Here is a 12,974-nt window from a genome sequence, read left to right on the forward strand (position 1 = left end):
GCCCTCCCGGATTCAATGTCCCTGGATGAAGGACGCGACAGAGCGGTTGAATTCGTCGGCATGCTCCAACTGCACCCAATGGCCGCAGCGGGTGACGAGCAACATGCGCGCGTCGGGAATCTGCCGGACCAGGTGCAGGGCCGCGGTGTAAGGCACCGTGCGATCGTCACGGCCGTGGACCAGCAGGGCCGGCGCCTTGATCTCGGCCAGGCGCGCCTGGTCGATGCGCACCATGGGCTTGCCATGGCCGGAGATCCAGCCCTCGATGTGATCCGGGCGGGAGGTCAGGATCCTGACCCGCTCTTCGACGAACTCGTCGGTGACGTGACGGGTATCGAAGGCCATGGTCGAAATGAACTTGCGCATGGATTCCGGACCGGGCTGGAAGTAGGCCGCCTCCAGGGCCTTGACGCCTTCGCTCAGGCCGGCCGGGTCGAAGATGCTGGGTACCCCGGCCGACGAACCCAGCGTCACCAGATGCGATACCAGGTCAGGACGCTCGTAGGCCAGGCGGATGCAGGACGAGCCGCCCATGGAGTTGCCCACGATGGCCACCTTGTCCAGGCCCAGGGCTTCGATGAACTCGGCCAGCGCCCCGCTGTTGTCACGCTGCTCGTACTTGACCGATTGCGACTTGCCCCAGCCCGGCAGGTCGACGGCAAAGACACGGAAGCGCTCCGCGAGATAGGGGATATTGGGATGGAAATTGCTCCAGCCGGACGCGCCCGGTCCGCCGCCATGCACCAGCACCAGGGGGCTGCCCTGGCCGGCTTCGTGATAGTGGATATCCCAGCTCTTGGTCTGGACGCGCTTGCTGGTGTTCTCTTCGGTCAAAGTTGCCATGTATGTCTCTCCGGTGGCCTGCGGCCGCGATGGGCTGCGCCTGGCGGGGTCGTGGATCAAAGCGGGTGTCGCCGCGCCCTGCCCTGCGGCGATCGACAGGGCGGATATTACTAGAATGATTATTCTAGAGCTAATGCTCGCTAACCCTTAGACACCCGGGCGTGGGGCCGATATGAGCGCAGGCGGCGCCGCGGGCCGCCGCCGGTGTGTAGACTGCGGCACAGGTCCCGGCGCGCTTCACGGCGGCGTCATCCGGCGCCCGCACCATCGCGCCTTGACCCTGATCAGCAAGGAAGAAGCCCATGAAGCACGGGAAACCCCATGCCTTGGCCGCGGCGCTGGCCAGCTCGCTGGCGCTGCTGGCCGCCTGCAGCAGCAACCATGCGTACCGCGGCAGCGGTACGCCGCCCGCGCCGCCCCCGTCGCGCGCGATGGAGCTGACCATCCTGCATATCAACGACCATCACTCCCACCTGGACAGCAAGAGCAAGACGCTTACGCTGAAGAATGCCGCCGGCGACGCGACCGCCGTCAGCGTCACCGCGGGCGGCTTTGCCCGTGTCAAGGGCGCCATCGACGACCTGGCCGCGCAATCGCCCCATGTGCTCAAGCTGCATGCCGGCGACGCCCTGACCGGCACGCTTTACTTCAATCGCGCGGGCCCGCCCGGCCAGGCCGACGCCGCGCTGATGAACACGGTCTGCTTCGATGCCATGACACTGGGCAACCATGAGTTCGACCGAGGCGACGCCGGCCTGAAGACCTTCATCGGCTACCTGCACGAGGGCCGCTGCCAGACGCCGGTCCTGAGCGCCAACGTGGCGTTCGGCGCCCGCTCGCCCTTGTCCGGCGCCGCCGCGTCCGGCCAGGTGCTGCCCTACACCATCGCGCACCGCGACGGCCAGCCCATCGGCATCATCGGCCTGACCATCGCCCGCAAGACCAAGCAGTCCTCAAGTCCCGATCCCGACACGGATTTCACGGACGAAGCCAGCGCCGCCCAGGCGCAGATCGACGCTTTGCGCGCCCAGGGCGTGAACAAGATCATCGTGCTCTCGCACATCGGCTACCCGTACGACAAGCAGGTCATCGCCAAGCTCTCCGGCGTGGACGCGGTCGTGGGCGGCGACTCCCACAGCCTGCTCGGCCCCGGCGCCCTGGCCGCCTACAACGTCGGCTCGCCCGAGGGCAGCTATCCCACCGAAGCGCGCGACAAGGACGGCAAGCGGGTCTGCCTGGCGCAGGCCTGGGAATACAGCCAGGTCGTGGGCGAACTGAAAGTCAGCTTCGACGCCAACGGCGATGTCACCCGCTGCGCCGGCACGCCTCATGTGCTGATCGACCAGGACTTCAAGGTCAACAGTGGCGCGGCCACGGCGTCCGACCAGGCCGCTTTCCTGGCCGATGCCCGGGCCAGCGGCTTTTTGCGCATACAGGCTCCGGACCCCGCCGCGGAGGCGGCGCTGCGGCCTTTCAAGGCCAAGGTCGATGCCTATCGCCGGAGCGTGGTGGCCACCGCTCCACTGGAACTGTGCCGCCGGCGCGTGCCCGGCCTGCGCGGCGACGTCAGCAGCTCCAGCGCGGCCTGCAATGCCGAAGGCCGCGTCCACCAGCGCGGCGGGGACATCCAGCAGCTCGTGGCCCAGGCCTATCTCGAGGTCGCCAATGCCAACTACGGCGGCGCCGACATCTCGCTGCAAAGCGGCGGCGGCGTGCGCATCGCGCTGCCGGCCGGCGCCATCACGGCCGCCAAGGTCATCGAGGTCGTGCCTTTCGGCAATATGCTGTGGCGCCTGGACGTGACCGGCGCGGAGGTCAAGGCCATGCTCGAAGACGGCATGCAGGCGGTGTTCGGCCCGGGCGGCACGACAGGCCCCTACCCTTATGCGGGTGGCCTGCGCTGGGACGTGGACTCGACGCAAACGCAAGGCAATCGCGTCAGCAACATCGAAGTCTACGACCGCCCCAGCGCGACCTGGCTGCCGCTGGATGCCGCGCGCCGCTACAAACTCTTTGTCCTGAGCTTCAATGCCACGGGCGGCGACGGCTACCGTACGCTGGCCAATGTGCCGGCCGAGCGGCGACAGGACATCGGCGTGCGGGACGCCGACGTGCTGCAAGCCTATATCGACATGCAACCGCGCGACGGCGCCAGCCAGCTGCCCATTCTGCGGCGCCTGCCGCATAGCCTCTACAGCACGAAACGCTTCACCGAGTAGGGCCGGCGCGGCGGGCTATGCCGCCTGCCCGGCGGCGCGCACTTTGTCGATCAGGGCAAGCACCGCCGGCGAATTGCCGCGCGTCCGGAAGGCCAGGGCCAGGTCGACGCGACGGTCGAATCCCGTGATCTGCCTGTAGGTGACTCCGGGCGGCGACAGCCGGATGATGGACTCCGGCGCCAGCACCACGCCATAGCCGCCGGCCGCCAGGGCGATGGCGGACATGAAGTCCTTCACGCGCTGGTGGGGCTGGCCCGCGAATCCGCCCGCGCGCCCCAGGTCGGCCAGGATCTCGGAAAAACCCTCGCTTTCGTCGAACTGCGGGATGATGAAAGACTCCCGCGCCAGATCGGCCGGCGACAGCTCGTCCTTCAGGCAGAGCAGGTGATTGTCCGCCATGGCCACGGCCAGGCGTTCCGACTGGAGCACGATGGCGTCCACGCCCTTGGGATACTCGCGCCTGGCCCGCAAGATGCCGACGTCGATGGCGCCGTTCTTCAGGCCTTCCAGCTGGGCGGGGGTTTCCATGGGCAGGATCTCGACCCGCACGGCCGGGTGCTCGGCGCGGTAGCTTCTCAACACCCCCTGGATCGCGCCCGTCGTGACCGCCGAGCCCACGAAGCCCGCCTTGACCACGCCGGCCAGCCCGCGCGCGGCCTGCATGCCTATCTGTATCGCCTGGTCGATATGCTGCAGGGCGATGAGCGCATGGGCGTGGAAGGTCTTGCCGGCGTCGGTCAGTGATACCGGCTGGCGTTTGTTGCGCAACAGCAGCTTGACGCCGAGCTGCGCCTCCAGCTTTTGGATGGCCACGCTCAACACGGACTGGGAGATGCCCAGGCGGTCCGCGGCCTTGGAAAAATGGAGATTCTCGACGACCGCGACGAAGTATCGCAGCGTGCGGGTCTCTACGTTTTGATCGCTCATACCAAACAAAGTATCGATGGCCGCCCGTTTAACCGCGGGGTGATGTCACGTCTAATGACTTCCAGAACAGCTTTCAATAAAGGAGATCATTATGAATGACATGAGCGACGCCCAGCGTCTTTTCTCGGGCACCGTCAAGGTGACAGATCACCCCACCCACACCCGGGTCCAGCAGGTGACTGTCGATCCGGAGGCTTTGCGGCGCTTCCTGTCCATGGTCAAGGACGTCGATGTCCAGAACCTGGAATACGTGCCCTTCATGCGCTTCAAGCTGGCCGACACCCTGACGAAGGCCTGCGGTGCGGAGCTGCGCGCCACGCTCAATGCCATCGTGGAGACCCGCGAGCACGGCGGCTTCACCATCGGGCTGCAAGGCTTGTCCAGCGACCCCGATGACTTCGTCAAGTTCGGCACCGCCGTGGCCTACCTGCTCGGGCCGGCCAACCATGATTCGATGTCCGGCAAATACTACGCGCGCTTCTTCGTCAAGCACACGGACAACAGCGACTCCTATTTGCGCCAGGCCTATCGCCTTTTCACCATGCATACCGACGGTACCTATGTGTCGGAGGCGACCGACTGGCTGCTGATGATGAAGTTCGATGAGCGCAATGCCGTGGGCGGCGAATCGCGCTTCCTGCACCTGGACGACTGGCAGGACATCGGCGACTTCCTCGACCATCCCCTGGCGACCAAGCCCCTGCTCTACAAGTCCCCGGCCTCCAAGAACGTGGCCGAACAAGTCGAACGGCCGCTTTTCTTCCAGAACCGCTATGGGCTGGCGATCTGCTTCATCGACCAATTCGTGCAGCCGGCCACGCTCGAAGAGGCCCTGTACCTGCACGACCTGTCCGCGTCGATGGAAAGCAGCGCCGGCGTGCAAGAGATCACGCTGCCGCCGGGTGAGCTCGTGGTGCTGAACAACTACTTCTACCTGCACGGCCGCGCGCCGTTCCAGAAGCATGAGCAGCTGCACCGCGAGCTGATGCGCATCCGGGGCCTGTTCGCGCGCTGATATCCCGCTCGGGCCCGAGGCACGCCTCCTAGAACCGCGGCGGCAGCACCGGATGACGGGCGCCCGCGACATCGGAGGCGCCCCCAGTTGAAGGACAACGGGATTCGCGGGCCGTCGACACTAAAGCGGGAGCCCAAAAGGCCACGTCTTTACGGTCGGGGGCTATCCACAACACGCTGGCCCGTTCGTTCGAAATCTACTGCTGCTTTTTCTGCTGCACTGGCTGACCAGTAAGGAACGTCAACCGCGGATCTTTCTCATTCAAAGTCACGCTCACGCGCTTTCCTGTATTAACGGCTATATACGGCTCCATAGCCGCCACCATATACGGAAAGACAAGCCTCAGGTCGTCATTTTCGTCAGTACTACTGGCTTGTATCTGCCAAAATACCTGCTCTTTTTTATTTTTGGCCACCTTGGCCTCCACCGCCTGTAAACTCACCCAGCTAGTGAAAATCGTTCGGATATTTACACCAGTGGAATATCCGGTCACCTCGTACCGTGGCGTATAGGTTGTAGTTTCGGTGTACTTCCCAGCAGCATTCACTTTGCCAGTGGTTTTAGACTCCAACACACCGGTTTGGTTGACAATTGGTATCGAGTAAGTGGATTTCTGGGTTTTAGGTCCACTTATGCCATATTCCATCCGAATAATTATTTCGGCATTTTTCAAATCTGGTTCTTTTACATACCCCTTGCCATCCAATATCTTGTCTACATAGCGCGCATACTCTTTGAATTCGAGATCGTCTGCGGACACACCCTTACCGACAGGTGTCAAAAAATAATGCTTTCTTGAATCCGCCTCGTCGCTGGCAAAAGAATTCACATCAGTCGTGAATGAAACCGGGGGCCTAAAACCAGCACAACCAGAAATAGCAACCACTACCAGAAAGGCAAAAAAAACTTTAACGGCCTTCATTTTTCTTCCCATGGTTGGCGCCACACAAAGATAAGGCCTATAGGCTCCCATAAAGTCCTGCACCAGACAACAATCCCCGAGCCCACGGGAAATATCCGGGTTTCAGGAGGTTACCTCCGCCGGCAACACCTTGTTGATGGGCGGCATGGGCGCGCCGCGCGCCTTGGACGGGCGGCTCCCGGCAGGGAGCCGCCTTCTTGTCACGCCTGGCCGATGGTCACGACCGGCGGCTTGGGGCTCTCGTCGACGACGAGCTTGAACACGTCCGGCCGGGCGTAGTGCCCGACCACATCGAAGTCATACTTGCCGCGCGTGACATCGTCCAGATCGATGTCGGCCGTGAGTATGCACTCGCCCTCATGGTCGGGGCCGGCCAGCAGCTGGCCCGAGGGGCTGATGATGGCGCTGCCGCCGCGCATCAGCACGGTATCGGCCGAATTGCCCTGGATCGCGTCATAATCCTCGGGATAATCGCCCCGGGTGATGTACTGGCAGGCCGAGAACACAAAACAGCGCCCTTCCATCGCGATATGCCGCATGCTGGTGATCCACTCGTCGCGGTCATCGGCGGTCGGCGCGCAATACAGCTGGATGCCCTTGCCGTACATGGCCATGCGCAGCAGCGGCATATAGTTCTCCCAGCAGATGACCGTGCCCATCTTCCCGTAGGGGGTGTTGAACACGGGCAGCGTGGAGCCATCCCCATAACCCCAGATCAGGCGTTCGACGGCGGTGGGCATCAGCTTGCGATGCTTGCCTATCATCTGGCCGCCGGGCGAGAAGTGCAGCGCCGTGCAATAAAGCGTGCCGATCTCCTGTTCCATGACGCCGACCACGACATAGGCCTGGGCATCGCGGGCCGCCGCGGCGATCTCCTCGACCTCGGGGCCCGGCACCGTGATCGCCCCGTTGAAATAGCGCAGGAACTCCTCGCGCCCGCGGGGCAGGCGCCCACCGACCCGCGCGCCGAAATCGCTGCCCTTCGGATAGCCCGAGATGGTCGCTTCCGGAAAGACGATGAGCTTGGCGCCCAACCCAGCCGCCTCGTGGATCTTGGCGACCACTTTTTCGACGGTGGCCTGCTTGTTGAACGGGACCGATGCGGTCTGAACGACCGCCGCCTTGAATGTCATTGCGACGACTCCTGAGAAATGATTTCGCCGCGCTCGATGGTGACGACACGGTCGGCCATCGGCCGCAGCAGCTTGGGGTTGGATTCGGTGATCAGAATGGCCAGATCGGGCTTGCGCGCGCGCAGCGTCTTGAGACTGTCGGCATAGCGCAGGGCCAGGGCCGGCGCCAGGCCCTGGAAAGGCTCGTCCAGCAGCACCAGCTTGTCGCCGGCCATGAGCGCGCGCCCGAGCGCCACCATCTTCTGCTGCCCGCCGGACAACAAGCCACCCAGGCGAGAGGTCAGCTGCGCAAGCTCGGGCGCCACCGAATAGATGAGATCCAGGCGCTCGCGGACCTGGGACGCGCCCAGCTTGCACGCCCAGGCCGGCACCATCATGTTCTCGATCACGCTGAACTTGCCGATCAGGCGGCGCTCTTCGGGGGCAAAGCCGATGCCCAGTCCGGCGCGCGCATGGGCCTCGCGCGCCGACAGATCCTGGCCCTGGAAGCGCAGGCTGCCCTGGTCCAGCGGCAGCGTGCCCATGATGCCGCGCAGCAGCGAGGTCTTGCCCGCGCCATTGCGTCCGATGAGCGCCACGGTCTCGCCGGCGCGGATATCCAGATCGACTTCGCGCAGGACTTTCGCCCCTTCGATGTGCGCCACCAGTTTGCTTGCCTGCAACATCATTGGACGCCTCCGATCACATTACGCAGCACCGCCTCGTCCTGGAGAATCTCGGCGGGCGGGCCGTCGGCGGCCACCTGGCCGGCATTCCAGACAATGACGCGATCCATATAACGCTCGACCAGCTCCATATCGTGCTCGACCAGCAATGCCGCGATATCACGCTGCCGCAAGACCGGCACCAGCATGTCCATGATCTCGAACTTCTCCTGCGAGCTGACCCCGCTGGTCGGCTCGTCCATCAACAGCAGGCTGGGCGACAGCGCCAACGCCACCGCGATATCCACCAGCTTGCGCACCCCTTCCGGCAGCGAGCCGATCTGGCGCGCGGCCTGCGGCAGCAGGCCGAAAATGGCCAACAGCTCCTCGGCCTCTTCGCGCGCCGGCTTGCGATACAGCGAGGACAGCGTCCAGAAACCATCGCGCGCCGCCAGCGCCAGCAACAGGTTCTCCAGCACGGACTGCTCGGAAAACAATTGCGGCAGCTGGAACGTCCGGGCGATGCCCAGGCGCGTGATCGCCCGCGGCGCCAGCCGGGTCAAATCCTGGTCGCCAAAGCGCACGCTGCCCTGCGTGGGCCGCACATAGCCCGTGCACAGATTCAGGAAAGTGGTCTTCCCCGATCCATTCGGGCCGATGATGGATGCGATCTGGCCGCGGTAGATCTGCAGATTCACGCCATTGGCGGCCTTGACGCCGCCAAACTCGACATGCAGATCCTCGGAACGGATGATGGCCTGCCCTTTCATTGCCGGGCCTCCTTGCGGCCGAACACACGCAGGCCCAGGCCGAACAGCCCCGCCGGCGCGAACAACACGATGGCCACCAGCACCACCCCCATGATCAACTGCCAGGAATTGGCCGCATAGGCGCTCGCCACGCTGCGCACGGCCTCGAAAGACACCGCGCCCAGCAGGGCGCCGAGCACATTGCCGATGCCGCCCAGCACCGCGATGAAGACGAATTCGGCCGAACGGCTCCAATAAGCCATCTCCGGCGTGACATGCCCCGTCGCCATGGCGGCGATGGCGCCGCCCAGGCCAGCCAGCGCGGCGGAGAAAACATGACCGACATAGAGCACCTGGCGCGCCGAAATGCCGAGATACTCCAGCCGGGTCTCATTGGTCTTGAGCGCCGGCAACGCCTGCCCGGGAGGCGAGTTCAAATAGCGGGTCACCGCGAGCAGCGCCAGGCCCAGCAACACCAGGGCGGTATAGAACAAGGCCCAGCCAAACACCTCCACATCGAGCGGCACGCCGGCCAGGGACAGGATACGCACCGTCATGCCGTCGCTGCCCCCCGTCAGGGAGTAAAGCTTGAGCACCAGGGTGAAGCCCACCATGGAAAAAGCCAGATTGAGCATGGCGTAGAAGATGTCGCGATACCGGGACAGGATCAGGCCCAGCATGGCGCCCAGCGCGGCGCTGGACAAGACCGCCATGACAATCACCGCCAACACATCCGCGCTCACATGGCGCGCGCCGTACGCCGTGGCATAGGCGCCGCAGGCGAAATAGAGCGCGTGGCCGAACGACACCTGCCCGGCGCGCAGCAGCAGCAACAGGCCCAGGGCGCAGAACGATATCGCCATGGCCATGGTGGCCAGCGGCCGCAGCGAGGGCGCCAGCAGCGGCAAGGCCGCGAGCAGCAGCAGGGGCAGGCAGGCGGCCGCCGTCTTTTTGGAAAAATTTCTCATCTTCAGATCCGACGGACTTGAGGCTTGCCGAAAAGGCCGTAAGGCTTGACCAGCAGAATGGCGGTCATGACCAGATAGGGAACAACCGAGGACAGCGCGGGCAACAGATGCACGCACAAGGCCTGCACCAGCCCGATGATCACGGCGGTCACCGCCGTACCCTGGAAATGCCCCAGCCCGGCCGTGGCCACGATCGCGAACGACAGCACGATGGAATCGGCGCCCACGCCGGGCACTAGCGACGTCGTGGGCGAGGCCAGCGCCCCGCCCAGCGCGGCCAGCGTCGTGCCGAGCATGAAAGTGATGGTGTAGACGCGCCTGGCATTGATGCCCAGCACGCGCGCCACTTCATAATCCTCGATGACCGTCGCGATCAGCTTGCCCTGGCGTGTCTTGTTGAAATAGAACGTCAGCGCCAGCATCACGGCGACCGCCGCCAGCGGCAGCACGAACAACTGATAGGCGGTGTAGTAGATGCCGCCCACCTCGACCATGCCCAGCATGGCCAGCGGGGCATCATTGAACCGGGGTTCCACCCCGAAGGCCATCTTCTGCAGATCCTCCAGGATCATGAAGACCCCGAAGGTCAGCAACAGCTGCAGCGCATGCTCCTTGCCATAGATGCGCCGCAACAGAAAGCGCTCGATGAGCGGCCCCAGCGTCACGCCGATGGCGACCGCCGCCAGCAGCAGGGCCGGATACGTCCAGATCCCGCCCTCGGGGCCGGCCAGCCAGAGGCCCAGGGTCACGGCGCCATAGGCGCCGAGCGCATAAAAGCTGCCGTGGGCGACATTCAGGATGCGCATGATGCCGAAGATCAGGCTCAACCCAACGGCCACCATGAAAAGCACCGAGGCCTGCGCCAACCCATCGAGCGTGGCCAATAAAAGCGTTTGCTGCATGATGGAACCGTTTATTCAGAAGGAGTGCCGACCCGCTGCAGGACATCCGGCGAAAGCGTCTTGAACCAGTCATCGCTCTTGACACCCACCGGAGGAGAAGTCAGCTCGGGCGGAATGACGAGCAACTGCTTGAGCGTCTTGAAATCCTGCCCGCTTTTCTCCGTTGCCACGCCCAGCAACTGCCCCTCCATCGCCTGCTTGTCCTCGCGCAGCTTCAGCTGACCCGTGAAATCATTGAGCTCCAGGCCATTCCAGCCCTTGAGCAGCGCGGCCTGCAGCGTCTTGCGGTCGCCGTCCCAGTTCGCCTCGAGCGCCTGCTGGACCGCCCGAACCGCCTGCGCCATGTGATACGACGGGAAACTCGGGTAGGCGCCCGTGCGCTTCTCGAAGTCAGCCACGAAAGCCTGGTGCTCGGCATTGCCGGCCATGGCCGGATTGAAGGCCCAGCTATCGCCGCGCATGCCGACAATGGCCCCCTCCGGGAAGGCCTTGCCCAACTGCTGCATGGAACTCTCGCCATTGGCGGCCACCAGGCGCGAATGACGGAACAGCGCCCGCGACGAAGCCTGCTTGACGAACGTGTTCATATCGCCGCCCCACAGCGTCGTGAAAACCACGTCCGGGCGCAGCGCCGACAGGCGGGAGATCTCCGTCGAATAATCGGACGTTCCCAGCCTGGGGAACATCTCGGCCACGATCTTCACATCCGGGCGCAGCGCCTGCACCGCCCCGCGGAAAGCCGCCCAGTTGTCGCGTCCGAAGGCGTAATCCTGGTTGATGCCGGCGATTGTCTTGATCTCCGGCATCAGCTTGAGCATGTACAGCGCCGTGGCGACATTATTCGACGGCGTGTAGTCAGAAGTCCGGTAAACATAGTCGTACTTGGCATCGGTATAGATGCGCTCCGTGCCGCAATCCCACAGCATGGTCGGCATCTTCAACTGCTCGGCGACTGGCGCCACGGCGAGGCAGATCGAACTGGACAGGCCGATGATCATCGCGTCCACCTTGCCCGACTCCACCAGGCTGCGGTACTCCACGACCACGTTGTCCACGCCATGGTTCTCGTCGATAAAGGTCAGCTCGACCGGCGCCCCCTTGATGCCGCCGGCGCTGTTGATCTTTTCCACCAGCAAACGGGCCGCCTGCTGCGCCGGCACCCCGAAGACCGCGCCGGCCCCCGACAAATAAGTCGACACCCCGATGCGCACCGGCTCGGCCGCCCAGGCCGGCTGCCCGAAAGCGGCGGCGGCGCCCAGCACGGCGGCCAGCAAACCCTTGTCTATCAACCTCATTGCTTCCCCTCTTTCACATGAAGACGTTTCGGCCGAAGACACGCGCGGCCGGCGCCGGACGCGGCCCGCACCGGACCTGTCCATCGAGCCGGCAGTGTATTTATGACGGATTTATCCGTCAATGAAATTCGCCTATGGGTTAACCCTGAACTTAGCATAACAACCTGTTTTTATTGGATTTTTAAATCATTAAATGCAGAGCTTCATGGGTGGCTTCGCAAGAAACCCATGTTTATGTCGGCGTCTTCCGACATTCAAAACACATGGACACCCGGCTCCCTGTTTGCTACTGTCTAGCCGCTTCAGACATACCGCCGCCGGACCGCGCATCCGCCGGCCCACCAAAGGAGACGCATCGAGAATGGATCTGGAAGAGAAGCTTGGCCGCCTGGGCATCAGCGGCAATCTCTACCGGGTGTACCGGGCCGCCATCGAACTGGGCGAAGTCCCCGTATCCGAACTGGCCGCCAGCGCCGGCCTGCCGCGCACCACCACCTACGACGCCGTCCTGCGGCTCGAAGAAGAAGGCCTGCTGAAGATCGAGGGCGCCGACCGCAAACGCCACGTCGTGGCGCACGACCCCTCCGTGCTGCTCGAATACGTGGCCGCCAGGCGCGTCATGGTCACGGAAATGATGCCCGAACTGCGATCCCTGTATAACCAGGCCAAAGGCAAGCCCAAGACCCGCTTCTACGAAGGCCCCGAAGGCATCCGCACCGTCCTGTGGGACAGCCTGAACGCCACCCAGCCCCTGCGCGCCACCTTCTCGATGTCAGAACTGCGCGAAGTCCCCGGCCTGGAAGAAATCAACCGCTATCGCGACGCCCGCATCGCCAAAGGCATAGGCATGCGCGTCATCCGCTCGCGCAGCCGCGACACCGACGACATCTGGCCCGCCAGCCAGGCCGAACTGCGCGAACTGCGATGGGCCCCCGCCGAGACCAGCGTGGCGATGACCACCCTCATCTACGGCAATTGCGTGGCCATGATTTCATCCAAGCGCGAAAACTACGGCCTCATCATCGAAAGCGAAGAACACGCCCAACACCAGCGCATGCTCTTCGATGCCTTCTGGGCCTCGTGCCTGCCCGCGGGCTGAAAAAAAATGGCCGCCCATGGATGGGCGGCCCGCGCACGTGCATAAGACAAAAAAAATGGCCGCACCCGATGGTGCGGCCATTTTCGAATTCTGGTGGGCTGTGAGTGGCTCGAACACTCGACCTACGGATTAAGAGTCCGCTGCTCTACCAACTGAGCTAACAGCCCGGCGCATGCAGTGTTATCACCGAGGAAATGTGCAAGCAATTCGAGGCCCGGGGGCTTTTGAGACGCTTGCCTTATTTCGCTGCAGAACCGC

12 protein-coding genes and 1 tRNA gene are annotated in these 12,974 nt (G+C 63.9%); 3 read left to right on the forward strand and 10 right to left on the reverse strand.

Annotated elements, in window-relative coordinates:
• Positions 1–12: 12 nt before the first annotated feature.
• A complete protein-coding gene (locus tag AXA74_RS05160; protein ID WP_032979155.1) occupies positions 13–843 on the reverse strand; it encodes an alpha/beta fold hydrolase in 831 nt (276 codons plus the stop codon).
• Between the two features lie 302 nt (positions 844–1,145).
• Here AXA74_RS05160 and AXA74_RS05165 point away from each other — a divergent pair, with 302 nt between their 5' ends.
• A complete protein-coding gene (locus AXA74_RS05165) occupies positions 1,146–3,062 on the forward strand; it encodes a bifunctional metallophosphatase/5'-nucleotidase (protein ID WP_032979156.1) in 1,917 nt (638 codons plus the stop codon).
• A gap of 15 nt (positions 3,063–3,077) precedes the next feature.
• Here AXA74_RS05165 and AXA74_RS05170 read toward each other — a convergent pair whose 3' ends face one another.
• On the reverse strand, positions 3,078–3,989 hold the full coding sequence (locus AXA74_RS05170; protein ID WP_032963873.1) for a LysR family transcriptional regulator: 912 nt from the start codon (positions 3,987–3,989) through the stop codon (positions 3,078–3,080).
• 91 nt (positions 3,990–4,080) lie between these two features.
• Between AXA74_RS05170 and glaH the strand changes: the two genes are divergently transcribed.
• Complete coding sequence (glaH, locus tag AXA74_RS05175; protein WP_032979157.1) at positions 4,081–5,004, forward strand: glutarate dioxygenase GlaH; 924 nt, start codon at positions 4,081–4,083, stop codon at positions 5,002–5,004.
• A 196-nt stretch (positions 5,005–5,200) separates the two neighbouring features.
• Here glaH and AXA74_RS24115 read toward each other — a convergent pair whose 3' ends face one another.
• The 7 genes from AXA74_RS24115 to AXA74_RS05205 all read right to left on the reverse strand — a co-directional run bounded on the left by AXA74_RS24115 (position 5,201) and on the right by AXA74_RS05205 (position 11,617).
• Positions 5,201–5,989 carry a DUF4136 domain-containing protein gene (locus AXA74_RS24115; RefSeq protein ID WP_126623618.1) on the reverse strand — a complete coding sequence of 263 codons (789 nt, stop codon included), beginning with the start codon at positions 5,987–5,989 and terminating at the stop codon, positions 5,201–5,203.
• A gap of 137 nt (positions 5,990–6,126) precedes the next feature.
• Positions 6,127–7,059 (reverse strand): carbon-nitrogen hydrolase family protein, encoded by a 933-nt coding sequence (locus AXA74_RS05180; protein WP_032979158.1) that lies wholly within the window; start codon positions 7,057–7,059, stop codon positions 6,127–6,129.
• Positions 7,056–7,727 carry an ABC transporter ATP-binding protein gene (locus AXA74_RS05185; RefSeq protein ID WP_197700149.1) on the reverse strand — a complete coding sequence of 224 codons (672 nt, stop codon included), beginning with the start codon at positions 7,725–7,727 and terminating at the stop codon, positions 7,056–7,058. Before AXA74_RS05185 ends, AXA74_RS05180 begins: the two co-directional genes overlap by 4 nt.
• On the reverse strand, positions 7,724–8,473 hold the full coding sequence (locus AXA74_RS05190) for an ABC transporter ATP-binding protein (protein ID WP_029581576.1): 750 nt from the start codon (positions 8,471–8,473) through the stop codon (positions 7,724–7,726). Before AXA74_RS05190 ends, AXA74_RS05185 begins: the two co-directional genes overlap by 4 nt.
• Positions 8,470–9,420: a branched-chain amino acid ABC transporter permease gene (locus AXA74_RS05195; RefSeq protein ID WP_048940327.1), complete on the reverse strand. Its 951-nt coding sequence runs from the start codon at positions 9,418–9,420 to the stop codon at positions 8,470–8,472. Before AXA74_RS05195 ends, AXA74_RS05190 begins: the two co-directional genes overlap by 4 nt.
• A gap of 2 nt (positions 9,421–9,422) precedes the next feature.
• Positions 9,423–10,322 carry a branched-chain amino acid ABC transporter permease gene (locus tag AXA74_RS05200; RefSeq protein WP_032956982.1) on the reverse strand — a complete coding sequence of 300 codons (900 nt, stop codon included), beginning with the start codon at positions 10,320–10,322 and terminating at the stop codon, positions 9,423–9,425.
• A gap of 11 nt (positions 10,323–10,333) precedes the next feature.
• On the reverse strand, positions 10,334–11,617 hold the full coding sequence (locus AXA74_RS05205) for an ABC transporter substrate-binding protein (RefSeq protein ID WP_029578558.1): 1,284 nt from the start codon (positions 11,615–11,617) through the stop codon (positions 10,334–10,336).
• A gap of 361 nt (positions 11,618–11,978) precedes the next feature.
• Between AXA74_RS05205 and AXA74_RS05210 the strand changes: the two genes are divergently transcribed.
• Positions 11,979–12,716: a TrmB family transcriptional regulator gene (locus tag AXA74_RS05210; protein WP_029578557.1), complete on the forward strand. Its 738-nt coding sequence runs from the start codon at positions 11,979–11,981 to the stop codon at positions 12,714–12,716.
• Positions 12,717–12,807: 91 nt separating this feature from the next.
• On the opposite strand, the gene AXA74_RS05215 is transcribed toward AXA74_RS05210, so the two are convergent.
• Positions 12,808–12,883, reverse strand: a tRNA-Lys gene (locus tag AXA74_RS05215).
• Positions 12,884–12,974 lie beyond the last annotated feature (91 nt).

This window comes from Bordetella hinzii LMG 13501, from assembly GCF_001548475.1.
Classification (GTDB): Bacteria; Pseudomonadota; Gammaproteobacteria; order Burkholderiales; family Burkholderiaceae_B; genus Bordetella; species Bordetella hinzii.